The sequence below is a fragment of the Frankia sp. AgPm24 genome (assembly GCF_023243055.1).
Lineage (GTDB): Bacteria > Actinomycetota > Actinomycetes > Frankiales > Frankiaceae > Frankia > Frankia umida.
In genome coordinates, this window is sequence record NZ_JALKFW010000166.1 from 46,162 (window position 1) to 71,229 (window position 25,068).

The 25,068-nt window shown below is 70.4% G+C and carries 21 protein-coding genes; 11 read left to right on the forward strand and 10 right to left on the reverse strand.

Annotated elements, in window-relative coordinates:
• Positions 1 to 165: 165 nt before the first annotated feature.
• From MXD61_RS10065 to MXD61_RS10080, 4 genes are all read left to right on the forward strand, one after another.
• On the forward strand, positions 166 to 675 hold the full coding sequence (locus MXD61_RS10065) for a GtrA family protein (protein ID WP_163548189.1): 510 nt from the start codon (positions 166 to 168) through the stop codon (positions 673 to 675).
• A 319-nt stretch (positions 676 to 994) separates the two neighbouring features.
• Positions 995 to 2,404: a hypothetical protein gene (locus tag MXD61_RS10070; RefSeq protein WP_248812596.1), complete on the forward strand. Its 1,410-nt coding sequence runs from the start codon at positions 995 to 997 to the stop codon at positions 2,402 to 2,404.
• Positions 2,405 to 3,665: 1,261 nt separating this feature from the next.
• Entirely contained in the window at positions 3,666 to 4,523 is an 858-nt protein-coding gene (locus tag MXD61_RS10075; protein ID WP_248812563.1) for a hypothetical protein, read from the forward strand.
• A gap of 84 nt (positions 4,524 to 4,607) precedes the next feature.
• Positions 4,608 to 5,201, forward strand: coding sequence for a hypothetical protein (locus MXD61_RS10080; RefSeq protein ID WP_248812564.1), 594 nt, complete (start codon positions 4,608 to 4,610; stop codon positions 5,199 to 5,201).
• Positions 5,202 to 5,237: 36 nt separating this feature from the next.
• Here MXD61_RS10080 and MXD61_RS10085 read toward each other — a convergent pair whose 3' ends face one another.
• Together MXD61_RS10085 and MXD61_RS10090 are read right to left on the reverse strand one after the other, a co-directional pair.
• A complete protein-coding gene (locus tag MXD61_RS10085) occupies positions 5,238 to 5,801 on the reverse strand; it encodes a PH domain-containing protein (RefSeq protein WP_248812565.1) in 564 nt (187 codons plus the stop codon).
• A 140-nt stretch (positions 5,802 to 5,941) separates the two neighbouring features.
• Positions 5,942 to 6,832 carry a biotin--[acetyl-CoA-carboxylase] ligase gene (locus tag MXD61_RS10090; RefSeq protein ID WP_248812566.1) on the reverse strand — a complete coding sequence of 297 codons (891 nt, stop codon included), beginning with the start codon at positions 6,830 to 6,832 and terminating at the stop codon, positions 5,942 to 5,944.
• Between the two features lie 345 nt (positions 6,833 to 7,177).
• Here MXD61_RS10090 and MXD61_RS10095 point away from each other — a divergent pair, with 345 nt between their 5' ends.
• The 4 genes from MXD61_RS10095 to MXD61_RS10110 all read left to right on the forward strand — a co-directional run bounded on the left by MXD61_RS10095 (position 7,178) and on the right by MXD61_RS10110 (position 11,467).
• Complete coding sequence (locus tag MXD61_RS10095; protein ID WP_283097180.1) at positions 7,178 to 8,773, forward strand: acyl-CoA carboxylase subunit beta; 1,596 nt, start codon at positions 7,178 to 7,180, stop codon at positions 8,771 to 8,773.
• A 170-nt stretch (positions 8,774 to 8,943) separates the two neighbouring features.
• A complete protein-coding gene (locus MXD61_RS10100) occupies positions 8,944 to 9,111 on the forward strand; it encodes an acyl-CoA carboxylase epsilon subunit (RefSeq protein WP_374628741.1) in 168 nt (55 codons plus the stop codon).
• A gap of 115 nt (positions 9,112 to 9,226) precedes the next feature.
• A complete protein-coding gene (locus MXD61_RS10105; protein ID WP_248812569.1) occupies positions 9,227 to 10,990 on the forward strand; it encodes a biotin carboxylase N-terminal domain-containing protein in 1,764 nt (587 codons plus the stop codon).
• 60 nt (positions 10,991 to 11,050) lie between these two features.
• Positions 11,051 to 11,467, forward strand: a complete 417-nt coding sequence (locus MXD61_RS10110; RefSeq protein WP_248812570.1) for a DUF5313 family protein — start codon at positions 11,051 to 11,053, stop codon at positions 11,465 to 11,467.
• A 19-nt stretch (positions 11,468 to 11,486) separates the two neighbouring features.
• Here the strand turns inward: MXD61_RS10110 and MXD61_RS10115 are convergent, their stop codons facing one another.
• Both MXD61_RS10115 and MXD61_RS10120 read right to left on the reverse strand, forming a co-directional pair.
• The gene (locus MXD61_RS10115; protein ID WP_248812591.1) at positions 11,487 to 12,791 is read right to left on the reverse strand and encodes an HNH endonuclease signature motif containing protein; all 1,305 of its coding nucleotides are present in this window, start codon (positions 12,789 to 12,791) and stop codon (positions 11,487 to 11,489) included.
• Positions 12,792 to 13,339: 548 nt separating this feature from the next.
• Entirely contained in the window at positions 13,340 to 14,821 is a 1,482-nt protein-coding gene (locus MXD61_RS10120) for an NAD(P)H-quinone dehydrogenase (RefSeq protein ID WP_248812571.1), read from the reverse strand.
• 191 nt (positions 14,822 to 15,012) lie between these two features.
• Here MXD61_RS10120 and MXD61_RS10125 point away from each other — a divergent pair, with 191 nt between their 5' ends.
• On the forward strand, positions 15,013 to 15,453 hold the full coding sequence (locus MXD61_RS10125) for a gamma-glutamylcyclotransferase (RefSeq protein ID WP_163547987.1): 441 nt from the start codon (positions 15,013 to 15,015) through the stop codon (positions 15,451 to 15,453).
• 37 nt (positions 15,454 to 15,490) lie between these two features.
• On the opposite strand, the gene MXD61_RS10130 is transcribed toward MXD61_RS10125, so the two are convergent.
• The 4 genes from MXD61_RS10130 to MXD61_RS10145 form a co-directional block, all read right to left on the reverse strand.
• The gene (locus tag MXD61_RS10130) at positions 15,491 to 16,729 is read right to left on the reverse strand and encodes an amidohydrolase (protein ID WP_374628733.1); all 1,239 of its coding nucleotides are present in this window, start codon (positions 16,727 to 16,729) and stop codon (positions 15,491 to 15,493) included.
• Positions 16,730 to 16,771: 42 nt separating this feature from the next.
• Positions 16,772 to 18,007, reverse strand: coding sequence for a glutamate--cysteine ligase (locus MXD61_RS10135; RefSeq protein WP_248812572.1), 1,236 nt, complete (start codon positions 18,005 to 18,007; stop codon positions 16,772 to 16,774).
• Positions 18,008 to 18,118: 111 nt separating this feature from the next.
• The gene (aspS, locus tag MXD61_RS10140) at positions 18,119 to 20,038 is read right to left on the reverse strand and encodes an aspartate--tRNA ligase (protein WP_248812573.1); all 1,920 of its coding nucleotides are present in this window, start codon (positions 20,036 to 20,038) and stop codon (positions 18,119 to 18,121) included.
• A gap of 190 nt (positions 20,039 to 20,228) precedes the next feature.
• Complete coding sequence (locus MXD61_RS10145; protein ID WP_248812574.1) at positions 20,229 to 20,624, reverse strand: hypothetical protein; 396 nt, start codon at positions 20,622 to 20,624, stop codon at positions 20,229 to 20,231.
• A gap of 197 nt (positions 20,625 to 20,821) precedes the next feature.
• On the opposite strand from MXD61_RS10145, the gene MXD61_RS10150 reads away from it, so the two are divergent.
• Positions 20,822 to 21,319 (forward strand): hypothetical protein, encoded by a 498-nt coding sequence (locus MXD61_RS10150; RefSeq protein WP_248812593.1) that lies wholly within the window; start codon positions 20,822 to 20,824, stop codon positions 21,317 to 21,319.
• Positions 21,320 to 21,498: 179 nt separating this feature from the next.
• The gene (locus MXD61_RS10155) at positions 21,499 to 23,325 is read left to right on the forward strand and encodes a phospho-sugar mutase (protein ID WP_248812575.1); all 1,827 of its coding nucleotides are present in this window, start codon (positions 21,499 to 21,501) and stop codon (positions 23,323 to 23,325) included.
• A 74-nt stretch (positions 23,326 to 23,399) separates the two neighbouring features.
• Here MXD61_RS10155 and MXD61_RS10160 read toward each other — a convergent pair whose 3' ends face one another.
• Both MXD61_RS10160 and upp read right to left on the reverse strand, forming a co-directional pair.
• On the reverse strand, positions 23,400 to 24,206 hold the full coding sequence (locus MXD61_RS10160; protein ID WP_248812576.1) for a methylenetetrahydrofolate reductase: 807 nt from the start codon (positions 24,204 to 24,206) through the stop codon (positions 23,400 to 23,402).
• A 169-nt stretch (positions 24,207 to 24,375) separates the two neighbouring features.
• Entirely contained in the window at positions 24,376 to 25,014 is a 639-nt protein-coding gene (gene upp, locus MXD61_RS10165) for a uracil phosphoribosyltransferase (protein WP_248812577.1), read from the reverse strand.
• Positions 25,015 to 25,068: the final 54 nt, after the last annotated feature.

A 25,068-nucleotide genomic window follows, 5' to 3' on the forward strand; every position in this document is an offset into this window, starting at 1 on the left:
CGAGCGCACAGAGTCGAGGATTCGATCACTCTTGGCGACAGGACGCTCGGGCGGGCAGCGGTCCCGACGTCCGCGGGGACGCTCGAGGGAGGGGGTGGCGAAGCGACGGGTTCCGGCCAGCCGGTACTCTCCTCGGGTGGTAAGAATCGATCGAGGTCGCCTGTGGTGAAGCACCGACAGGGACGGTCGCCGCTGCAGCTACTCATCCACGAGCTGGGCAAGTTCGGCCTCGTCGGTGGCGTCTGCTACGCCATCGACTTCCTGGTTTCGAACCTGTGCCACACGCTTCTGGGAATGGGTCCGCTCAGCGCGAAGACGATCTCCACCGTCATCGCCGCGACCTTTTCCTATATCGGAAACCGGCAGTGGTCCTTCAACCACCGCGCCCGGACCGGTCTGCGCCGCGAGTACACGCTGTTCTTCATACTGAACGTGGTCGGCCTCGTGATCGCGCTCGGATGCCTCGGGTTCGCCCGGTACGTGCTCGATCTGCGCGGAGTGCTCGCCTTCAACCTGTTCGGCAACGTGCTCGGCACGGGGCTCGGCACGGTGTTCCGCTTCTGGGCCTACAAGAAGTGGGTCTTCCTGCACCCGGACGACCCCAAGGCCGCACCGCGCGCCGACCTGCCCACCGAACTGCCCGCCCGGGTGCCAGAGCACGCCGGCCGGATCTGACCCGCGCACTGACCTGAGCTGACCTGCGACGACCGGGCGCCCACTGGGCTGCCCGGTCGTCGTCGTCTCACCGGAGGGGCCGGGCCCGCAGCCGGTCGGCCTCCTGTCTGTCGAGAAGGCGACCGGGTGTCCCGTTCGACGGGAAAGCCCCTACCATCAGTACCAAGCCCGGTCTGAGAGGTTGGTCGCCTTCGGCGTATCCCGCCGGGCACCGACGCAACGGAGTGGCCGTCCGATCAGGATGCCGTTCCCTCCGGCGCGACGACAGCGCGCGGCGCGACGACAGCGCGCGGCACCGGCGGCACAGGAGGAACGCATCATGCAGTCACCGGGCTCCAGCACTCCGGACCCGGACGCCGAGACCCGGCGGGTCGACGGCGCGCCCGGCTATTCGGGAGGCGTCGACCCGTACGACGAGCAGACCCGGATCGCGGGCGACGAACGCGGCGGCTGGCCGGCCGGCGGTTCCCCGAACAACCCGTCCGGCGGCGGCTACTCGCAGGGCTCGTCGGGCTACGGCGACCCGGCCGGCTACGGCGGCAACTCGGCCGGCTACGGCAGCCCGGCCCAGGCGGGCGACCAGGAGCCACAGACCCAGATCCTGCCGGACGGCTACGCCACGAACGCACACTCGGCACCCGGCCAGCCCGGCGGCAGCGGCTCCTACCCGCCCCCCGGGAACAGCGGCGGCACGTCCGGTGGCTACGGCCAGGACCAGCGCGGCGGGCAGCGCGAGGCCTACGGTGCGCCGGCGGCCGGTTATCCGCAGGGCGGCTACCAGCAGGGTTCGGGTGACAGCGGCCAAGGCTACGGTCAGCAGAGCTACGGTCAGCCGGGGTACGGCCAGCCGGGGTACGGCCAGCAGAATTACGACCAGCAGGGTTACGGCCAGCCCGGCTACGGCCAGCAGCCGGGCTACCCGACTGGCGGGCAGTATCAACAGCCCCACGACCAGCAGGCGTACAACCAGCAGGCGTACAACCAGCAGGGTTACGGACAGCAGGGTTACGGACAGCCTGATGCCTACGGCAACTACGGCGGCTACCCGCCCGCCGGCGGCGGCTCCCCCCAGGGCAACGGCTCGGGGCGACGGCGGGCCCTGATCATCGGTGCGGCCGTGGCCGCGTTGCTCCTGCTCATCATCGTCCCCGTGATCGTGCTCACCGGCGGCTCGGATGACGACAACCCGTCGGCCAGAGCCTCGGCACCGCCGGTCGTGTCCTCGTCGGCCTCGGCCACCACCACCCCGTCGCCGTCGACCACCCCGGGCTTCTCCCCGAGCCCGTCTCCGAGCGCGTCCAGTGGGTTCAGCCCGGCGGAGAGCACGCTGCTGGCCAAGCTCAAGAGCTCCGCGATGACCGACTGCCAGCCGAACAGCACCGCCGAAGGCGGTCACATCCTGGCCGCGCTGGTCTGCCACTCCGACGACGGCAAGGACGTCGCCGCGTTCTCCTATGCCACCCGCAGCGATCTCGACGCGGATGTCGATGTGCGCAAGGCGCAGGTGACGTCCACCAACGGCAGTTGCAAGAACGGCGAGAACGAAGTGTTCACCTGGAACTTCCACGAGGGTCAGACGGAAGGCACCGCCATCTGCAGCACCCAAAACGGCGCTCCGGCCATCTACTGGTCGTACAACACCAAGCTGGTCGCGTTCACGGCGACCGGAAGTGACGGCGCCGGGCTCTACGAGTGGTGGAGCGGCTTCGACCCGGTACCGCAAAGCTGAACCGAAAAGATCCACATCCAGACGGGATCTCGGCCCTATCCCGGCCGGCCGGGATAGGGCTGCATTTGTTTGCCAGTAGCCCTGTACCGGCTGTATCCGCACGGTAGTGCGCCTACTCTGGTGACCGGATACATCACCACACTCGGGAGGAACCGTGCCGAGTCCCGGCAGCGGCGACGACGAAGCGCCACGCTCCGCCGAGCAGCCGCCACCCCAGCCGTTCATCGGCGACGGGCTGCCGGGTCCAGACGCGGATCTCGACGACTCCGAGCGCACCATCCTGCAGCCCCCCGGGCAGCGTCCGTTGGTGCCAGGACCTGGCCCTGGGTCCGGGCCCCGGGTGGGCTCGCCCTACGAGCCGCCGCGCCCACCCGGCCCGCCGGCATCCGCCGCGCCGCCGTGGCTGGGCGGTCCGCCCGGGCCGCATGGGCAGCCCGCCGGGCCGCCATCCGGCTTTCAGGGTGGGCCGCCGCCCGGGCCGCGTGGCGGGCCGTTTCGTCCCGGCGGGCCATCCGCACCGTCGGCGCCGCCGCTTCCACCGGATTGGCAGTCGCCGTATCTGGCCGGCGGACCGCCGTCCGGGCCGCAGCCACCCATGGCACCGATGGTGCCCATGGTGCCGCCGGGTTCGATGCCGCCTCGGCCGCCGATGCCACCCGGTCCGCCTGGACAGTTCACATCCCCGGGGTCTCCGGGACGGCCGGGGCCGCCCGGGCCTTCCGGGCCTTCCGGGCCTTCCGGGCCCCCCGGCTCCTTTGGTCCACCACCTCCGCCGACCGGGTCTCGAGGCATGTCCGTCCCGCCGGGGCAGTCGGGACCGGCGGGTGGTTCCGGCTCGTTGGCGGGTCCGCCGGGACCGCTCTACTTCGCGCCACCCGGCCAACCGCCGCGTGCCGCGGGCCCCTCGCCCGTCCCGCCGCCTGGCAATGCGTTGTCACCAGCAGGATCGCCGCCAGCTGGATCGGCGCCCGTTGGCGGCTCCGCCCACGGCGGCGCTGCCAGAGCAGACAACGATGATCTCACCTACCGGCTGACTCCGCCGCCGGTCACGCTCGCGTCCGCGCCACCGCTGTCCCCGCCTGGCCCCGTACCAGCACCGGCAGGGGGTCGACCCGCACCGGGAGCACCGATTCGGCCCACCGGACCCACCGGGCCTGGTCTGTATGGCGGTCCCGCTGGTCCTGGGGGTCGGCCTGGGCCTCTGCCCGGTCTTGCCGCGCCGACGGCGAACCCCACGGATGAGCAGGACGACGAGCGGGAAGTGACATCGGGTTTCACCAGCCTTCCGCTGCCGGTGGTACCCGACGCCGCGGCCCCGGGCTCGTTCGCACACCCGGTCACCCATCCGGTCGCGCGTCCGGCGCCGCCCGACCTCGGCTTCGACGCGGACCCCGAAGAAGAGGATCTGCTGCCCGGGCTGCTCCCCGGGCTGCCAGCTCCCCCGGCCCCGCTGCTGCCCGCCCCCGGCGGACCGTACGGCTCTCCGGGGGCCGCCGCCAATGGTCTGCCGCCGGGGTCGGGCGGGCCTGACCGGAACAACCGACACAAGATCCTCGTCGACCGGCGGCTGCTGTTCGCCGGTGTCGGCGCGCTGGTCGCGCTCGTCGTCCTGTTCGGCGCCCTCGCCCTCGCCGCTGGAGAGTCCGACTCGAGCATCGACGCGGCACCGGCCATCGCGACGGCGAGCCCGGTCGGAGGCCCCGTCGGCGATGCCCGTGAGGCGCTTCGGGCCATGCTCAACCCAGCCGTGATGTCCGGCTGCACCACACCGACCCGCAGCGACAGCGCCTACGCCGACGCCACACTCACCTGCAAGGCTCCCGGTAACCGTCAGGTCGCCGCGTTCCACTTCGCCAACCGGTCGGCGCTCGACCGGCAGATCGGTGCCCGCGAGGCGTTCTACTCGGACGAAGGGTCCTGCGACGACGGGCAGCAGAGCTCGGAACGGTGGACCTCCCCCACCGACAAGCCCGGCGGCACCCGGCTCTGCTACTTCTTCGCCAATCACTTCTACGAGTTCTGGAGCTCCGACACCCAACTGGTCGCGTTCTCGGTCGATGATCCGGACCCCGCCCGGCTCAACTCCTGGTGGCACTCGTTCGATCCGTTGCGCCACTAGATGCGTGCCGGCGAGGACCCGGGCCCGTCACAACCCGGGCCCGGTGCGGATCAGGATGGTCGACCCGGCCTTGCGCGGCGCAGGATGCTCATCGCCATGGGGGTCGTCCTCGTCCTCGCGGCCGTCGGCATCGTCGTGGCTGTCACAGCCGGTGGCGGTTCGGACAGCGACCGAGATGACCCCCCCGCCGCACCCCCCTCGGTGACAGGTACGGCGGGGGGTGGCGGTGCGACGTCCACGCCGAGCCTGGAGCCGGCCGACGCCGACCTGGTCGCGGCGCTGCTCCCCTTCACCGTCACCGACTGCCGCTCGGCGCCGCGGGACGAGGATGGGGTGGTGGCGGCGGTGAGCTGCGCACCGGGCAGCTCCACCGCGGCGAGCGCACCCGAGCAGCTGTCCGTCATCAGCTACGGGACCGCCGAAGCTCTCCAGGCCGACCTGCGCAAACGCGCGGTCGGACTGACCGGCTCCGATCCCGGTACCACCTGCGCCCACGGCCGCAGCGGGGTGGAACGCTGGGCACGGACCGCCCACCGCCGCGGCAGCTTCGTCTGCCGGGTCACCCCTGGCCGTTTCGCGGTCTACTGGACGGTGGACGACTCCCGGCTCGGCTTCACCGCCGAGCTACCCGACGCCGACCAGTTCCTCGCCTGGTGGCGCGCCTACGACCCGATCTGATCCGTCGCTCGCTGGCTGCCGCGCGCTGGCCGCCGATCACTGGCCGGAGCTCCATCCGCCCCGCCGAGGATCACCTGAGCCGCGCCCCTGATAGGGCGCGGCGAGCTCGGCCAGCATCTCCTGCATGCGTTCGACATGCGGCATGCAGGACAGCGTGATCCGGCCCCGCTGGCCAGCCGTCTCGACGACGAGTCGCCCTGAGCCCACCCACTGCTCGAACAGGCTCTGCTGGACGGTCGTGCCGACGAGCCAGGAAACCGGAACATCGCGGCCGACCCGGGTCAGCAGACCCTCGCGCACCACGAGGCGCTGGCTGGTGATGACGTAGTGCGTGGTCAGCTGCCGTAGCCAGGGCAGCGCACCCCGATAGCCGATGAGCCCCAACGCCACGATCAGCACCAGGTACTGGATTGGTTTCTGGAGAAAGCCACCGGGCGCGAAGAAGACACCGAGCACCGCGAAAAGCAGGGCCGCCACCGTCCACAGTGCCGGACCGACCAGACTGACCCAGTGCGGATGGAGGTGGACGACCACCTCTTCGTCCGGGGCGAGGATATCGTCGGGAAACGCCACGCCGACGATCGTCGCACCTTCCTTCATCGGACCACACGTGACCCTCCCGCGCGTTGCCCACCGGGCTCACCAAACGAGATCGCCGAACCTCGCGGGCCTGCTTCCTGGCGGCCCGCGTCCCGCCTGACCGGCCCGCGTCCCGCTTCACCCCGACGTTGCCGACCCGGTCAGCGCAGGTGGACGACGTCTCCCGCGCTGAAGGGGTGGCCGTCGACGACCAGTCGCCCCTCGGCGTCCACGTCCATCGCCGTGCCGAGATGAGTCCGTCCACCAGGCAGTTCGACCCGCACCCGGCGACCGATCGTGGCACAGACGGCCAGATAGTCGGCGCGGGCCGACATCGGGTCACGCTCCCACCGGAGCAGGGCGCCGGCGAGCTCGGTGAGGAGCTCGCCGAGCAGCGTGGTGCGGTCGAGCGCGCTCGTGGGGGCGCCGCACAGGCTCAGGCTCGTCGACCGTGGTGGCAACTCGTCGGACTGCGCGTGGACGTTCAGACCGAAGCCGATCACCGCGGCGGGCGGTATCGCCGGGGCTGGCACCAGTTCCACCAGGATGCCGGCGAGCTTCGCACCGTCAACGAGCAGATCGTTGGGCCATTTCAGCGAGGCCGTGACGCCGGTCACCCGGCGCACCGCTGACACCAGCGCGGTGCCCACCACCATCGGCAACCAGCCCAGGCGCGCCGGTTCAACCATGGGACGCACGAGCAGCGACACGGTGAGCCCGGAGCCGACCCGCGACTCCCAGCTCCGATCAAGCCGACCACGACCCGCCACCTGCCGCTCGGCGACCAGCACATGGCCACGCGGCGCGTCCACCTGCCGCCACCGGCGGCCCACCTCGGCAAGCTCCGCCTCGGTCGGACTGGCCGGGCTGCTGGTCGGGCTGGTCTCGTTGGGTGCCGTGGCGGCGATCTGCGCACGGGCCACCCGCACCAGGGCGGCGTTCGTGGAGTCGATCTCGGACACGACCGTAAGCCCGAAGTCGGTGCCGGCCGCGGAGAGGAAGTCCGCCAGCCGGGGCGCATCAAGCAGCGGACGGGCCGGCGTCGCGTCCACGATGCGCTTCGGCGCCGCGCCTACCCGGGCAGCTCCCCCGTCGGACGCGCGTGGGGCGACGGGGGCATCGGGACTGATGGCATCCGAAGGCACGTGCACCGGCACAGCCTGCCAGAAGCGACCCGTGCCACGCCCACCCATCGGTGGCCGCGGGCCGGGTTCCGACGGTCCCCTCCGGCAAGCCACCCCACTAGTTGTTCCAGCACCACCGACGACAGCAAAACGCGCATACTGTGACGCGCGATACGGCCGGACGGCCCTGGTCAGAGCCAAGTAGCGCAATCGATGAGATCAACTCCACATGTCTCGAGCGCGTGGACGCGCAGGGGTCGTACGCTGCGGCCTATGGCTCTTCCCGTGTCCGCTGAGGATTCCGCTCCCGACCCGCGCAGCACCGCAGGGCGACTTGCTCAACTGCGGCGTGTGAACGATGAGGCTGTCCACGCTGGATCCCAGCGGGCCGTGGATGCGCAGCATGCCAAGGGCAAAATGACGGCACGAGAGCGGATCGAGGCCTTCCTTGATCCCGGCTCGTTCGTGGAGACCGACGCGTTCGCCCGCCACCGGGCACATGATTTCGGTGTCCAGGCCAACCGTCCGTACGGGGACGGTGTCGTCACCGGCTACGGGACGGTCGAGGGCCGGCAGGTCTGCGTGTTCAGCCAGGACTTCACCGTCTTCGGCGGCAGCCTGGGCGAGGTCTTCGGCGAGAAAATCGTCAAGGTCATGGACCTGGCACTCAAGACCGGTTCCCCGGTCGTCGGCCTCAACGACTCCGGCGGCGCCCGCATCCAGGAGGGAGTCGTCTCCCTCGGTCTGTACGGCGAGATCTTCTACCGCAACGTCATGGCGTCGGGTGTCGTCCCCCAGCTCTCCCTGATCATGGGCCCGTGCGCGGGCGGCGCGGTGTACTCCCCCGCGATCACCGACTTCACCCTGATGGTCGACCAGACGAGCCACATGTTCATCACCGGCCCGGACGTCATCAAGGAGGTCACCGGCGAGGACGTCGGGATGGAGGAGCTCGGCGGAGCCACCACCCACAACTCGCGCAGCGGCGTCGCTCACTTCCAGTCCGCGGACGAGGCCGAATGCCTTGAGCTGGCTCGGGCCCTGCTGTCCTACCTCCCCTCGAACAACCTCGAGGAGGCACCCGCCTACGAGCCCGTGGACGACCTGGACGCGGAGCTCGATCCGGATCTCGACACCTTCATCCCGGACTCGCCCAACACGCCGTACGACATGCACCTGATCATCGAGCGACTCACCGACGACGGTGACTTCCTCGAGGTCCACGCGCAGTTCGCGCAGAACCTGATCGTCGGCTTCGGCCGGATCGACGGCCGTTCGGTCGGCGTGGTCGCCAACCAGCCGATGCAGTTCGCCGGCACCCTGGACATCGACGCGAGCGAGAAGGCCGCCCGTTTCGTCCGCACCTGCGACGCGTTCAACATTCCCGTTCTCACGCTCGTCGACGTGCCGGGCTTCCTGCCGGGTACATCCCAGGAGTGGAACGGAATCATCCGCCGCGGCGCGAAGCTGATCTACGCCTATGCGGAGGCGACGGTCCCCAAGGTCACCGTCATCACCCGCAAGGCCTACGGCGGCGCCTACGACGTCATGGGCTCCAAGCACCTGCGGGCCGACATCAACCTGGCCTGGCCGACCGCGGAGATCGCGGTCATGGGTGCCCGCGGCGCTGTCAACATCATCTACCGTCGCGAGCTGGCCAAGTCCGAGTCCTCGGACACCCGCCGCGCCGAGCTGATCGAGGACTACACCGATCACTTCGCCACTCCGTACATCGCGGCGGAACGTGGCTACCTCGACGCCGTGATCAACCCGTCGGAGACGCGCCGTGCCATCATCCGGGCGCTCCGGCTGCTGCGCACCAAGCGTGAGTCGCTGCCGCCGAAGAAGCACGGAAACATCCCGCTCTAGGGCACGGACCGAGCGTCGCGACGACGACGCGTGCACTCCAGCGCCGGCGTTTTCGCCGGTACACGTCGAGCAGGGAGAGGAACGTGGCCCAGGACCAGGACGGGCAGCCGGATCGGCCGACGCTTCGGCTCATCCGCGGAAACGCCACTCCGGAGGAGATCGCCGCGGTGGTGGCGCTGCTGGCGGCCCAGGCGACCGCCGCCGCACCGCCGCCGCCCCCCGTCCGGTCCCCGTGGGCCGATCCCACGCAGGGTCACCGCTGGCCGCTCCACGTTGGAGCAGGCGCGTGGCGTCTTTCCGGGCTGAGCCCGGGTGTGCGCACCCGCGCGGGATGGTGAGCGGATGCCATCACTCACGTGACATGTCCATGGCATCACATCAGGGTTGAACGACAGCGAGCAGCGCGGACCGACTCGCCTAACATCAGGCAGGCCGGAAGAGGACGGGAGCAGCGTGCGTAAGATCCTCATTGCCAACCGAGGTGAGATCGCGGTCCGGGTGGCTCGCGCCTGCCGCGACGCCGGATACACCAGCGTCGCGGTCTACGCGGAACCGGATATCGACGCACTGCACGTGCGTGTCGCCGACGAGGCATTCGCCCTCGGCGGGAACACTCCCGGCGACTCTTACCTGCGTATCGACAAGATTCTGGATGTCTGTAAGGCATCGGGTGCCGACGCCGTCCATCCGGGATACGGCTTTCTTTCCGAGAACGCCGACTTCGCCGAGGCCGTGATCGCCGCCGGCCTCACCTGGATCGGCCCGCCGCCCGAGGCCATCCGACGCCTCGGCGACAAGACCGCCGCTCGTCACATCGCGCTGGAGGTCGGCGCCCCGCTGGCACCTGGCACCGCCGATCCGGTGGCGGGAGTCGGCGAGGTCATCGAGTTCGCCAACCAGTACGGCCTGCCAGTCGCGATCAAGGCGGCGTTCGGTGGTGGCGGGCGGGGTCTCAAGGTCGCCTGGACCGCGGAGGAACTGCCCGAGCTGTTCGACAGCGCCGTGCGTGAGGCGGTTGCCGCCTTCGGCCGCGGCGAGTGCTTCGTCGAGCGTTACCTCGACCAGCCACGGCATGTCGAGACCCAGGTGCTCGCGGACACCCATGGCAATGTGGTCGTCGTCGGCACCCGTGACTGCTCGCTGCAACGGCGCTACCAGAAGCTGGTCGAGGAGGCCCCGGCGCCCTTCCTCTCGGAAACGCAGCTCGCCGCGCTCTATGACGCCTCGAAGGCGATCTGCCGCAAGGCCGGCTATGTGGGGGCTGGCACGGTCGAGTTCCTGGTCGCCCGCGACGGCATGATCAGCTTCCTTGAGGTCAACACGCGCCTGCAGGTGGAGCATCCGGTGACCGAGGAGGTCTCCGGTGTCGACCTGGTTCGCGCCCAGTTCCGGATCGCCGAGGGCGAAGCCCTCGACTTCACCGATCCCGCTCCCCGCGGCCACTCGTTCGAGTTCCGGATCAACGGTGAGGACCCGGGGCGCAACTTCCTGCCCGCACCCGGCACCGTTACCACGTTCGTCTCACCGGCCGGCCCCGGCGTGCGGCTGGATACCGGCATCGAGAGCGGCAGCGTCATCGGGGGCGCGTTCGACTCGCTGCTCGCCAAGCTCATCATCACCGGTGCCACCCGCCAGGAAGCGCTCGAGCGCGCCCGGCGCGCTCTCGACGAGATGGTCGTCGACGGCATGGCGACTGCCCTGCCGTTCCACCGCGCCGTCGTCCGGGATCAGGCTTTCGCCCCGGATGACACCGCGGAACCGTTCCGCATCCACAACCGGTGGATCGAGACGGAGTTCGACAACACCATTCCCGCGTTCACCGGCGGCACCGACGCGGACACCACCGCACCCGAACGGCAGACCGTTGTCGTCGAGGTAGGTGGCAAGCGCCTCGAAGTGGTGCTCCCGGCCGGCCTCGGCGCCGCGACGGCCGCCGCGGGAACCGGCAGGGGCGCGGCACCCAAGCGACGCTCCCGCGGGGCCGCGGCCGCGAAGGTCACCGGGGACGCGCTGACGAGCCCCATGCAGGGCACCATCGTGAAGGTGGCGGTCAGCGAGGGTGACACGGTCGCGACCGGCGACCTCATCGTCGTCCTGGAGGCAATGAAGATGGAGCAGCCGATCAACGCCCACCGGGACGGCAAGATCACTGACCTCGCCGCGGCCGTCGGCTCGGTTGTCACCAGCGGGGCTGTCCTTTGTGAGATCAAGGACTAGATGCCACCTGTTCGCCGGTCGCTGTCCTCGCTCCGCCTGGCCGCTTCGTAAGCTGCGGGTATGAGCGGCAGTGAGGACAGCTCGCCGGTGGGCGGTCGGGATGGGGCTACGGCGGTGGACGGTGCTGGCACACCCGGTGCTGGCACACACCGGCCGCCACTGACCGGCCGAATCCACTACCTTCTCGGTGGCACGTTGCCGCCGACGTACCGCGCGTGGGTCTCGCATGATCTGACCGGGCCCGGGTGGCGGGTCCGGCAGGCCATCCGCCCGCCCCTTCTTCTCCTGCCCTTCGCCGTGGTCTTCGCGCTGCTTCCCGGCCAGCCGGCGGTTCGTGGCATCGCCGTCGGGCTCCTCCTGGCCGCAGGTCTGGGTCTTGGCTTCGCCACCAGCAGCTACTTCCGCAACCGGCGCCTCGAACAGCACGGCTTCCCGCCCGTCCTCCCGCCACCGGATGACCCACAGGAAGCGGGCTGAGGCCGCCCGCCGCCCGCCACTACCTCTCTGTGTAGTTGTCAGGGTGCGTGTGGTACTCGCCCCCGGTAGGGGTCGTCCACGTCATGTGACCGGGCTCGCCCTGTTCGACGAGCCACCGCTGTCTCGCCCCGTGCTCCGACGCCTGGTCGGGCCGCTGCTTGTAGCGACCCAGCATTCGATGGTGTCTGCGGCAGAGGGGCGCAAGATTGCCGTTCTCGGTGAGCCCACCGTCGAACCAGGCCACCGTGTGATCAAGATCGCTGCTGCCCGCGGGGGTGTTGCAGCCCGGCAGGACGCACTGGCTGTTGCGCGCTCGCACATGCCGCGCCAGGGCGGCGGGCGGAAACCGGCGACGCCCGAGACCGACGAGTTCTCCGGTCTCCCGCCGGGTCAGCATCTGCCGCCAGGTGCACCGCGGGTCCTGGCTCATCTCCCGAACGATCTCCGCTGGGACGGGCCCGTATCCAGGGATCTCACCTGGGCGCTCCGCCAGCCCCAGCAGCGTCTCCACCGGGACGATCACCTGCATCTCCAGGTTGACACGGCCCAGGCTTTCGCCCATCAGCAGCGCGTACGCCACATCCGCCCGCCGCTGATCGAGGCTGCGAGCGTCGCCGGTACCAGCCTGCCGGGCCAGCCGGTCGATGCGCGCCCACACCGCCAGCATGCGCAGCGCGGGCAGGAACATCGCCAGACGGCCCATGCCGTCGGGCTCCGTGCGTGCCTCGACGCGCCGGGTACCTTCGGCCGCCTTCTGACGCCGCGCCGCCCCATCCGGATCGACCACCAGGACCCGGCGGCGCACCGCCTGCTCGAACGCCTTCAGGCTCGGCCGGCCACCCTTGGCCAACACCGGGCCGGCAACCTGCGCGACGAGCGAGCCGTCGAGTGGGGCGGTCAGCCGGTCCAACGCCACAAGACGGGCCAGATCGATCCGCCCGTCCCACAGCGCCTTCACCCCGGCGGGCAGCCGCCGTACGACCCGAACCGCGAACGCCGTCTGCCTCCCACCTTCGGAAGGTGACAGCCGCGCGCGGAGCGCGACCTCCTCGCCGACGAACTCGTCGTAGCCCCACCGGCCCGGCTCGGCCCACATCCCGCCGGCGCCGGCCTGCTCGCCGCCACCCTGCGCACCACCATCGGGCTGCTCGCCGTACTCCTGCGACGTCCCCGCATCCACCGGAGCGGGGCGTAGCTCGGTCAGGCGCGCGCGGACCAGCAGGCGCTCCGCTTCCGCCCGCGCCACCCGCCGCCCGACCTCCTCATCCCACGCAAGACAGTCCACATCCATCAGATCCGCCACCCGGCGACCGCCGACCTCCACCGATGCCAACCACGCCCGCTCCTCCTCATCCGACGCTGCTGGCGCCGCACGTGTTCCAGCCACCATCACAGCCTCCATTCAAAAGACGACGACAGCGGATACCGGACCGCAGAAACCAGAAAGAGAAAGCCGACGCAAGGACCGGATTCCAGAATCGCTGATCGAACGTACATTCGAATAGTAGATGCCGACCGGCCGCCTGGCAACCCCCGATCGCACTTGAGGATATGCACACGACTCCATCTGGCGCTACGACCACAGCACCAGCGGCAGTCCGAATCCCGGCCGTCCCACACGGCCCGACTGCAGGTTCGAGGAAATGGCGACCACACGGTCGAGGTAAATGAACTCCAACCGATGGTGGATCTCAGGGAACATCTCGCCTATGCTGAGGAGGCCATCGGACAACCAGCATGGCGCCACACCCAGCTCCGCCATGCTGACCGATGATGATGTGCACCACCCACACTTCTTCAGAAGCCCCCGCGACCCTTCAGGAGCCAGGGAGATTCTTCAGGAGCCAGGACTGCAGGCGCCCAGGCCACGTCTCAGGAAGGTTTGTCGAATCCAGCAAAGAAGTCACGTGGTCGCAGGACCCGCGCCGCTTCGGTGATCGAGCCGGAGAGCGAAGGATAGATGGAGAACGTATGGGCGATCTGGTCGACCGTGAGTCCGTTTTCAACGGCAAGAGAAACGGAGAGAATGAGCTCGGATGCCCGTGGCGCCACGACGACACCGCCGAGAACGCTGCCGCTTCCGGGTCGACAGAAGAGCTTGACGAAGCCGTCCTGGATACCCATCATCTTGGCGCGGGGGTTTCGCGAAAGTGGCACGGTGGTTACTTCCGCAGCGACCGCGCCGGCGTCCTTCATGACCTGGCTCATGCCCACGGTCGCGATCTCGGGCTCGGTGAAGATGTTCGAGGAGACCGTTCCGAGCCGCAGCGGGCTTACCGCCTCACCGAGTGCGTGCCACATGGCGATTCGGCCCTGCATGGCCGCGACCGAAGCCAGTGGCAGAACTCCGGTGCAGTCGCCGGCGGCGTAGACACCGGGTACCGAGGTACGCGACATCCGGTCGACACCGACATGGCCACCCGGCCCGAGCCGCACACCCACGTCAGTAAGGCCAAGATCCCGCGTTCTCGGCACGGAACCGACGGCCATGAGAGCGTGGCTACCTGCAACAGTCCGACCATCAGAAAGCTCGACGATGACTCCGTCACCTATCCGCCGCACCGAGGAGGCCCGTGAACGATTGAGCACCTCGATTCCCCGGCGGACAAACACGTCTTCGATAACCCGGGCCGCGTCGAGGTCCTCACCCGGCAGGACCCGATCTCGGGAGGACACCAGGGTGACCTCCGCGCCCAGAGCCCGGTACGCGCTCGCGAACTCGGCGCCGGTCACCCCGGAACCGACAACGACAAGATGTTCCGGAATTTCCTTGAGGTCGTAGAGATGACGCCAGGTAAGTATCCGCTCACCATCCGGCTGTGCGCTGGACAGGATTCGGGGTGCGGCACCCGTCGCGACAAGCACGGCGTCGCCCACGAAGGTCTCACCGTTGCTCGCCTCGATCGCATGCGGGCCGACGAGGCGACCGGTGGCGTGCACGATCTCGACCTTCTCGCGTTCGAGTCGCCGCTCGATGTCCAGGGACTGCGCCTTGGCGAGTTCCCGGACCCGCTCGTAGACCTGCACGGGGTCGACTCCGACCACTTCGGGTGGAGTGAGAGCGGGCGTACCCGAATCCGAGCCGCTCGGCATCCCCCAGGCGACCGCCGGGCTCGAGGTGTCCGCAGTCACACCGGGACCGTGCGGGCGGATACCCAGGCCCGGAGCAAGTGCGAGATTTGTCATGGTCTCCGAGGTCGCGATGAGCGCCTTCGAAGGAACGCAGTCCGTGAGCACACAGGCGCCACCGATGCCGTCCGAGTCAACAACTGTCACGGAGGCGCCCAGGGATGCCGCGACCAGTGCCGCCTCGTAGCCCCCTGGACCTCCACCGAGAATGACAATGCGTGTCACGAGCCCTCCGATCCCGACCAGTCCTGCTCTTATCTTCCCCCTCCTGGATGACACTGCTCCTCCTGGTACGGACAGCTCCGTAGGATCGCAGGCGGAGTCTCCGCGGGGAGAGTGCCGTAGATCGCGAAGGTTCCAGCACCGACCAGCAACCTGTAGCCCTGGCAACGCACCGTCACTCCCGAGAGACCACAATGACCTTGTACGCGGCATACGCCGGCAACCTCGATCCGGCGCAGATGAAGAAACGGACGCCCCACTCGCCCGTTACCGGAACCGGATGGATCAACGGGTGGCGGTTGACCTTTGGCGGCGAGGACGTCGGGTGGGACGGTGCCCTTGCGACCATCGTCGAGGCGCCGGGCGCGCACGCCTACGCCCTTCTCTACGATCTTGATCGTTATGATCTGGAGCGGCTTGACATCTGGGAGGGAGCGGACACCGGCCTCTACACCCGCATCCGTGTCCGCGTGCACACCCTTGACGGCGAAGCCCTCGCCTGGACGTACGTGTTGAACTCCTACGAGGGCGGGCTCCCGTCCCTCTGGTATCTGAACATGATCGCCGACTCGGCGGAGAAGGCTGGTGCGCCTGCCGACTACGTCAGCGAGCTGCGTTCCCGGCCGACCGCGTAGCGCGGTCGCGGCGGGGGCGTACTCAGCCGGGGGGTACTCAGCCGGTGGCCGGCGGCCGATGGCGCCGCAGCAGCTCGAGGGCGGACCCGGCCAACAGGCGCACCCCCACGCCGATGGCCCGCTCGTCCACGTCGAAGGCGCCCTGGTGAAGATCGTAGGTGGGTCCGCCGGGCACACGGGTACCCAGCCGGGCCAGGGCGCCCGGGACGTGGTTGAGATACCAGCCGAAGTCCTCGCCGCCGAGTGACTGCGCCACCGTGGCCGAGGCGCCGTGCCCCAGCGAGACATCGACGACCTGCTGAAAGACGTCGACGACCTGGGCGCTGTTGACCACCGGGGGCACGCCGCGGCGGTAGTCGACCACGATCTGCGCGCCATACGGGGCGACCAGCTCCTCCGCGAGCCGGGTCACCAGCTCCGGAACCGCGTCCCAGGTCTCCCGGGACAGGGTGCGCAGGGTGCCGCGCAGCTGGCCGGAGCGTGGGATGGCGTTGGCGACGGTACCAGCCTGGATCTGCCCCCAGACCAGGGACAGTGCTGACCGTGGATCGACCAGGCGCCCGAGCGCGGCCGGCAGGTCCGCGGCCAGACGCACCATCGCGTAGATCAGGTCCACCGTGTTCTGCGGGCGCGAGGTGTGGCCACCTGGCCCCGCCAGGGTGATCTCGAGAGCGTCCGCGGCCGAGGTGATCGGACCGGTGCGCAGTCCGATGGTGCCCACGTCCAGAGCCGGATCGCAGTGAACGGCGATGGCCGCGGACACGGGTTTGAGCACGCCCGCGTCGATCACGTCCAGGGCACCACCGGGCATCAGCTCCTCGGCGGGTTGGAACACCAGTCGCACGGTCCCGGGCAGCGCGACGGCACGTGCGTACTCGGCGAGCGCCAGGCCCACCCCGAGGGTCACCACCGTGTGCACGTCGTGACCGCAGGCATGGGTGACGCCGGGCACCGTCGAACGGTAGGGCACATCCTTGGAGTCCGGCAGCGGCAACGCATCCATGTCAGCCCGCACCAGCACCACCGGAACCGCGGGATCGCCCTCCGCGTCGGCCCCGATGTCACACCACAGACCGGGAACGTCCGGCAGCCGCCGCGGGTCCAACCCGACCGCCTGCAGCCTGGCTTCCACCTGCCCGGTGGTGCGGCGTTCCTGTCGGCCGAGCTCCGGATGGGCGTGCAGATCCCGGCGCAGCGCGATCAGCTCGGCTTCGTGGACGGCCAGCCACCTGGTGACCGCGGCGATGCCATCCGCCTGTATCTGCTGGTCGGGCACCTCCCTGCCACTCCCCAATCCTGTTACCCCCAGAGCCACTCGTCACAGACCCAGGACCACACCGGAGGCAGGTACCGGACCGGACGGCGATACCGGACCGGACGGCGGTGAGGTCACCCGGGACGCGACCGGTCGGTCCACGATCGGACGGCCGGCCTCCATCTCCGCCAGGAGGGTATCGACGACCGGAAGGAGATCCCCGCCGGCCCGCCGGGCGACCTCGCGCTGGCGGGTGGAACTTCCTCCGATCTCGACGATCGCCAGGACGTCCGCCAGCTCCCCGGCGCAGCCGAGCCGATGCGCGACCGGAAGAAGATCTTCCACCAGGTCGATGATGTCGTCGCGGACGGATCGGACCGCGCCCTGCGCGTCGATCATGATCTGCGCGTCGAGTCCGTAACGCGCCGCGCGCCACTTGTTCTCCTGGACGAGCCAGCGCTTCGGCGCGGGCAGTCGGTAGCCGCGGTCGATCTGGGTGTTCATCCGGTCCACGAGGCACTGGGCGAGGGCGGCGACCGCCCCGACCTCCATCAGGGTCGGCAGCCCGTCGCAGATGCGCAGCTCCACGGTGCCGAAGTTCGGATGTGGACGGATGTCCCACCAGATCTCACGGATCGTCTCGATGGTCCCCGAGGCGATCAGTGTTCCCATGAAGGCCTCGAACCCGGGCCAGTCGTCGAGCGGGTAGGGCAGCCCGGCGGTCGGCAGGCTCGCGAACACCTGCGACCGGGATGAGGCGAGCCCGGTGTCGTCACCCAGCCAGTAGGGCGACGAGGCGGACAACGCCAGAAAGTGTGGGATGTAGGCCATCAGAGCGTTCACGATGGGCATGGCCTTGTCCGGCGATCGCACACCGACGTGCACGTGCACCCCGAAGATCAGCAGCCGCCGGGCCATCCACTGCATCTGCGAGACAAGCGTGGCGTATCGCTCGTCCTCGGTGATCCGCTGACTGGCGTAGTCGCTGATCGGATGGGTGCCGCTGCACATCAGGCCCACGCCGCGTCGTTCCGCCAGGTCGCGCAGCACCGAGATGGTGCCGGCAAGATCGGTGGTGGCCTCACCCACCGAACCACAGACGCCGGTGATCACCTCGATCGTGGAGTCGAAGAGCTCGTGCTTGGCCTTCGCCGCCTCCCGCTCGCCGACCTTGGCGCGTAGCTCGTCGAGGATCACCGCGGCGTCGCCGCGCAGCTGCCGGCTCTGATAATCGACCAGCTGCAGCTCCCACTCGATGCCAAGACTCGAGCTCGTGGACGATGAGAAGGGGATCCGCACGCGGGCTCCTCGGATCGGGGCCGATCTCGGCCTTGGGCAGCCGTCGCCGATCCGCCACGCACGCGGATGGCAGGTGGTGACTACCCCTTCGGCCCCCCGTTATCCGCCCGACTACACCCCAGATCCAGCCGAGGCCCCACTTCCAGCCGAAGCAGCGGATCCAGCCGAGGCGGTGGGTCGATCCGATGCCCCGGCCCCGGCCACGACCCGAACCCCGAGCTCACGCAGCTGACGGTCGGCGACCGGCGTCGGCGCGCCGGTCAGAGGGTCCAGACCCGACTGGGTCTTCGGGAAGGCGATCACCTCGCGGATGTTCTCCTCCCCCGCGAGGATCGCGACCAGCCGGTCGATGCCGACGGCGAAGCCGCCGTGCGGCGGGGCGCCGTATCCGAACGGGGTGAGGAAGAAGCCGAAGCGGGCGTTGGCCTCCTCGGGGGTGATGCCCAGCAGGCCGAAGATGCGCTGCTGCAGCTCGCTCTCGTGGATCCGGATCGAACCGGAACCGAGTTCCCACCCGTTGAGCACCAGGTCATAGGCCCGGCTACGCACCGAGAGCGGGTCGGATTCCATCTTGTCCAGGTCGTCGGGATGCGGTCGAGTGAAGGGGTGATGACCGGGTTTGGGCCGTCCGGTCGCCGCGTCGATCCCGACGAACAGCGGGAAGTCGACCACCCAGACGAACCGCAGCGGCCCCTGGCCGGCGGGGGGACGTCCGAGATCGTTGCGGAGCTGCCCGAGTACCTCGCAGGTGGTGGCCCATGCGTCGGCGACGAGGAGCAGCAGGTCGCCTTCGGCCGCCGAGGTCGCCTCGACGATGCCGGCGGCCTCGGTGTCAGAGAGGAACTTGCGCACCGGCGACTCGAGCGCGCCCTGCGCGCCGACCCGCATCCACACCAGTCCCTTGGCACCCAACGACTTGGCCCGGTCGGTGAGGTCGTCCAGGCGCCGGCGGTTGTGGCTCGCCGAGCCGCCGGGCACCCGGATGCCCTTGATCGAGGCCGCGCCGGCGAACGCCTTGAAGCCGCTGTCCGCGAAGATCGCGGTCAGTTCGACCAGTTCCAGGCCGAAACGCAGGTCCGGCTTGTCCACCCCGAACCGGTTCATCGCCTCGTGCCAGGTGATCCGCTCGATCGGCGGCACCTCACCGCCCGCGCCACCCCCGTCGCCCGTGTCGCGGCGGCCCACCACCGTGCGGGCGGCGGCGAGGACCGCGGCGCTGATCACGTCCAGCACGTCGTCCTGGTCGACGAAGCTCATCTCGATGTCGAGCTGGGTGAACTCGTACTGCCGGTCGGCGCGCAGGTCCTCGTCGCGCAGACAGCGGGCGAACTGGAAGTAGCGGTCGGTGCCGCCGACCATGAGCAGCTGCTTGAACAGCTGCGGCGACTGCGGCAGCGCGTAGAAACTGCCCGGGAACTGCCGGGACGGGACGATGAACTCCCGCGCCCCCTCCGGCGTGGACGGCATGAGCAGCGGCGTCTCGACCTCGACGAAGTTCAGCGGCGCCAGCGCAGCCCGCATCGCGCCCAGCACCGCCGAGCGGGTACGCAGGTTGCACTGCATCCGCTCGCGCCGAAGGTCGAGGTAACGGTAGGTCAACCGGGTGGACTCCTCCACCGCGTCGGCCCGGTCGTCGAGCGGGAACGGCGGCGGGGTGGCGGTCGAGAGGATCTCCACCGCGCAGTCACGCAGCTCGATCTCGCCGGTGGCCAGCCCCGGGTTCGACGTTCCCTCGGGCCTGATCACCACGGTCCCGGTGATCCGCAGCACGTACTCCGAGCGGACGTCGACCGAACCGTCGACGACGACCTGGACGAGCCCGGAGTGATCCCGCAGGTCGACGAAGGTCAGCGCCGCGCCGTGCTGGCGGCGGTGCGCCACCCAGCCGCAGACCGACACCGTCTCCCCGACATGATCGGCCCGCAGATCACCGCACAGGTGGGTGCGCATGGCGGTGCGCCGCCCGGCTGCCTGGGAATCCTGCGATCCCGCGGTCGGTAGCTCGCCGGTGGCCGGCTGGGTTGTAGTCATCGGTCCGTCGTTCCCATCGCTGTCCGGTTCGGCCCACCGGGCCGCGGACGTCCGCCGCCGACGGCTCGGACACCGGCACGGTGCGCGGCGCCGTCCTCCGTGGCGACATCGTCACGCCCGCCGTGGGTTCCCCGCTGACCCTATCGGCCGGCAGGCGACATCGGTCCGCCACGCCCACCCTTCGCCGGCTTCACCGGCGCAGCGCCCGGATGAATCGGGCGACCTCCGACCGCAGCCGAGCTGGAACCCGCAGCACCTGTGGTCCGCGTGGCGAGGTCAGCTCCACGGTGATGACATCCCCATGCCGAACCCCACGGGACGCCGTCACCTCCCGGCGGTCGAACACGACGTCGAACCAGTCGCCCTCGCGGGGAAACGGTGCGACGACCAGCAGCCGACGATCGGTCAGCACGATCCAGCGGGACGCGCCCACCCGACGTCCGACGAAGGTCTCCGCCCTGGCCACGAACCGACCCGCCCCCTCGGGGTCGGTCAACCGGCCACGCAGCACGACTTCGGTGAACTCGCCCGGTTCCAACGGAATATCCGGCAGACGACGATGGGAGGGCAGCAAAGGCACGGACATCAGTCTCCCCCACCACCCCGTACAGTCGCCGCGTGCAGGACCAGCCGCGGCTCACCGACCAGCCGGACCGGGTAGTCCAGCCGGGCCACACACCACCCCCCAACGGGCCGACCCCGCCCAGCCGGACCAGTGGGACCAGTGGGACCAGTGGGACCAGCCGGCCGGATGCGGCGGCCTCGGCGCTCCGGCTCGCCGAACTGACCGGTGTCGGACGGCACGAGGTGGCGATCACGATGGGTTCCGGCTGGCGTCCGGCCGCCGACATCCTGGCGGCCGCGGCCGATGAGGTCGTCGATCTGACGTTCGCGCAGCTCGGCGGCTTCCCCACCAGCACCGCCGTGCCCGGGCACCGCCCGTCGGCCCGGTCGATGCGCTTCGGTGGACGCCGGCTGCTCGCCGACCACCTGAACCTGACCGGACGGTCCCCGCTGACCGGACCGATCTTCACCGACCTGACCGACGCCTACGCGCCACGGCTGCGCGCTCTCGGTGCCGACGTGGTCGGCATGTCCACCGTTCACGAGACGATCGCCGCCCGAACCGAAGGCGCCGAGGTCCTCGGCCTCTCACTGGTGACGAACCTCGCCTCCGGCCTGACCGATGTCCCGCTCGACCACCGCGAGGTCCTCGCCGCCGGTGCCGCCTCGGCCCAGCGCATCGGTCACCTGCTGGCCGACCTGATCACCCGTTTCTGACGCGTCCTGTCCGCCTCGCCGTTCCAGCGCGCCGAGGGTGCTGGCGTGATGCGAGTGTGACGTCAGATGACCCAGGCCAGATGACCCAGGTCAGGCGAGCCCACCCCGCGTGCGGGGCGGCCGCGGCCCGATGAGGTGACGTATTGCCGCCCGCTGAACTACCGTCGGCGCTCGCTGGGATGGTCCAGGCCTGGCTGGCCGCGGATCCCGATCCGGACGACCGGCGGGAACTGGCACGGCTGCGTGCCGAGGTCGGCACCGACCCGACCGCGCTCGATCGGCTGCGGGAGTGCTTTCGGACCCCGCTGCGCTTCGGCACGGCCGGTCTGCGCGGTCCCCTTCGGCCAGGCCCCGCGGGGATGAACACCGCCGTGGTCCGCCGGGCCACCGCGGGACTCGCCCGCTGGCTCCTGCCACTGCCAGTCGGCCCGCCATCGCCGACGCCGCTGGTCGTGATCGGATACGACGCGCGGCATCGCAGCGAGGCGTTCGCGCTCGACGCCGCGCGGGTGGCCGCCGGCGCGGGACTGCGGGTTCTGGTGCTGCCCGAGGCGCTGCCGACCCCGGTGCTGGCGTTCGCCGTACGGCGGCTGCGCGCCCACGCCGGCATCATGATCACGGCAAGTCACAACCCGGCCGGCGACAACGGTTACAAGGTGTTCCTCGGTGGAAGCCGAACCGTGGACGATCCGGGCTGGGGTGCCCAGCTGGTCGCTCCGGTCGACCAGGAGATCGAACGTCATATCGCCGGGACCGGCCCGGCCGCCACCCTCCGCCTGCGCGACCACTGGCAACGTCTCGATCAGGGCATCGTCGCGCAGTACGTCCGCGCCGCCGCGTCCACCGTGCTCACCCTGACCGCGCACACCCCGGTTGCGCGCACCCCGACAGCGCAGGCCCGCGCGACCACCGGTCCGGCGGACCCGGCCGGTTCCCGGGCCACCGGGGTCGGGGTCGGGGTCGGCGATGGTGGTCGGCCTGTCGTCGTCCACACGCCGTTGCACGGGGTGGGTGGACGGGTGCTGGCCGAGGTCTTCATGGCCGCCGGGCTCGCCGCCCCGATCGTCGTCGACGAGCAGGCCGAGCCCGACCCGGATTTTCCTACCGTCCGCTGGCCGAACCCGGAGGAGCCCGGCGCGTTGGACCTGGCGCTGGCCCTCGCCGACCGCGTCGATGCCGACCTGGTGATCGCCACCGATCCGGACGCGGACCGGTGCGCCGTGGCGGTCGATGGCCGGCTGCTGACCGGCGACGAGATCGGGCTGCTGCTGGCCGACCTGGTCCTGGCGCACCTGCCGGGACCGGTGGCGACGACCGTGGTGAGCTCGCGCGGCCTACGCGCCCTGGCCGACGAGCGGGGCGTCCCGCACCGGGAGACCCTCACCGGGTTCAAGTGGATCATGCGGGCTGACCCGCGGCTGGTCTTCGGCTACGAGGAGGCCCTCGGCTACGCCGTCGCCCCCGAGCTCGTCCGCGACAAGGACGGCATCACCGCCGCGCTGGCCCTCGCCCTGCTCGCCACCGCGGCGAAACGGCGTGGACGGACCCTGTCCGATCTGCTCGACGACCTGGCCGCCCGTCTCGGCGTCCATGTCACCGCGCAGCGCTCGGTCCGCCTCGCCGACCCGAACCGGATCGCCGCCGTGATGCGTCGGCTGCGCGCCACTCCGCCGTCCAGCCTCGCCGGCCTACCCGTGACCACCCATCGTGACCTGCTCCGCACGGAACCAGCCCCGGGCGCGGGCCCCGGCCTCGGCCCGGCCGCCGGTATCAGGACCGGACTGCCCCCGGCGGACGTGCTGGTGCTCCACCTCGGCCCCGATCGAGTGATCTTCCGCCCGAGCGGGACCGAACCGAAGCTCAAGGCCTATCTCGAGGTCGTCGAGCCGGTACCGGGCGCCGCGCCGGCCGCCGTCGGCCCGGCCCGCACACGCGCACGGACCCGCCTGACCGCGCTGGCGGCCGCCGTCGACGCGTTGCTGACCGACCTCGACGACGCTCACTGACCGCTTTCAGCGGAGGGTTACGGCCGCGCTGTCCGGCAGGGGGTACCGGGGACCCGCGAGAAACGGCCCGGGGATCAGAGAAGATCCTCAAGTCGGGTGGCGACCTGGCGGTAGCGGCTGACCGGAACGAGGTGCACACCGGCGAAGGCGCCGCTGTCGCGCAGCCGTAGCACCTGGTCGCAGGCCGCTTCGACCCCGGCCGCCGGGTCTCGTTCGACCGCTTCGACAAGGTCGTCGGGGATGTCGATGTCGGGGATGGTCGCGGCGAGGCGACGGGCCATCCCGGCGCTCGCGAGGACCATCACGCCGGCGTAGACCGGTAGTTCGACCGGATGGGCGTCGCGCCAGCGCAGCAGGGCGTCCACCGAGTAGCTGACCTGCACGAACAGGAAGTCGGCCGCTCGTTTCCAGACGGGCAGTGGACGTAGGCCGGCCGCGGCGCCGACCCGGAACGCCGGCATGTCCGCGAAGACCGGATCCTCGCTGGCCGCGCGGGCCTCGTCCATCATCGCGCGCACGGTCAGGTCGCTGGTCCGGTTCCCGGCGGTGGGTTTGTCGCCGTGGACGAACAGGAACTCCTCGACGCCGTAGGCCGCGGCGGTGAGCAGGTCGCGGCGGAAACCGAGCAGGTTACGGTCGCGGGAGTTCACGCAGGCGATGCCGTGTCCCCCCATCGTGCGCACCTCGTGGGCGACGGCGATGCTCGACACCGTCGCGCGTCCGATGTGGTTGTCGGGGATCAGGAACGCGTCGGCAACGGGACTCAGCACACCGATCTGGTGGCGGACGTGGGTCAGGTCCGGCCGGGTCGGCGGCTCGATCTCGCAGATCAGCTCGAAGCCGCCCGCCGGACGTTCGTCACCCGCCGTGGATTTCCGCATCTGGACAGGATAGGACGCCACGATCCTCTGACCACAGCCACAGCCACAGCCACAGCCACAGCGCGCCGGTGCGCCGCGCCGCTGTGACGCGTCGACGCCCACCGGGGCAGTGGCAGGTCCGCCGTGTGTGTCGTCGCGCGCTCAGCCGGCCGTCGCTCTCGCCGGCCGTTCAGAAGACGCCGTAGATGCGGTCCCCGGCATCGCCGAGGCCGGGGACGATGTAGGCGATGTCGTTGAGGCGTTCGTCGACGGCGGCCACGACGACGGTGAGGTCGGCGGCGGCTTCGGCCGGCAGGCCGGACTCCAGCGCTGCCAGGCCCTCGGGGGCGGCGACGACGCAGACAAGTGTCACCGCCCGGGCGCCGTTCTCGTGCAGCAGGCGCAGGCAGTGCAGGGCCGAGCCACCGGTGGCGAGCATCGGGTCGAGCAGCAGCACGGGTCGGCCGGCCAGCTCGGCGGGCACGGCCTCGAGGTAGACCGTCGGCTGGTGGGTGGTCTCGTCCCGGGACAGGCCGAGGAACGCCGTGTGCGCGTCGGGCAGCAGCGCGAGGGCCGCGGGCAGCATCCCGAGGCCGGCGCGCAGCACCGGCGCGACCACCGGTTCGGCGGCCAGACGCACCCCGGCGGTGGTGGCCAGGGGGGTCGTCACCGTCACCGGCATGGTGGGCAGGGTGCGGGTCGCCTCGTAGACCAGCATGGTGGCGAGCTCGTGCAGGGCCGCTCGGAAGCGGGCGCGGCTGGTGCGCTCGTCGCGCAGGACGGCCAGCGACGAGGCGACCAGCGGATGGTCGACGACGTGCAGGTGCACGGACTGACTCCTCGGGCGAGCGAATCGGCAACGGGCTGGTCGGTCGGCAATGAT

Excerpts from the sequence above, each read along its gene's own strand:
- MXD61_RS10095 (WP_283097180.1), top strand. The coding sequence starts at position 7,178 with ATGGCTCTTCCCGTGTCCGCTGAGGATTCCGCTCCCGACCCGCGCAGC.
- MXD61_RS10080 (WP_248812564.1), top strand. The coding sequence starts at position 4,608 with ATGCTCATCGCCATGGGGGTCGTCCTCGTCCTCGCGGCCGTCGGCATC.
- MXD61_RS10145 (WP_248812574.1), bottom strand. The coding sequence starts at position 20,624 with ATGTCCGTGCCTTTGCTGCCCTCCCATCGTCGTCTGCCGGATATTCCG.
- MXD61_RS10160 (WP_248812576.1), bottom strand. The coding sequence starts at position 24,206 with ATGCGGAAATCCACGGCGGGTGACGAACGTCCGGCGGGCGGCTTCGAG.
- MXD61_RS10110 (WP_248812570.1), top strand. The coding sequence starts at position 11,051 with ATGAGCGGCAGTGAGGACAGCTCGCCGGTGGGCGGTCGGGATGGGGCT.
- MXD61_RS10070 (WP_248812596.1), top strand. The coding sequence starts at position 995 with ATGCAGTCACCGGGCTCCAGCACTCCGGACCCGGACGCCGAGACCCGG.
- aspS (WP_248812573.1), bottom strand. The coding sequence starts at position 20,038 with ATGACTACAACCCAGCCGGCCACCGGCGAGCTACCGACCGCGGGATCG.
- MXD61_RS10085 (WP_248812565.1), bottom strand. The coding sequence starts at position 5,801 with ATGAAGGAAGGTGCGACGATCGTCGGCGTGGCGTTTCCCGACGATATC.
- MXD61_RS10155 (WP_248812575.1), top strand. The coding sequence starts at position 21,499 with ATGGTCCAGGCCTGGCTGGCCGCGGATCCCGATCCGGACGACCGGCGG.
- MXD61_RS10125 (WP_163547987.1), top strand. The coding sequence starts at position 15,013 with ATGACCTTGTACGCGGCATACGCCGGCAACCTCGATCCGGCGCAGATG.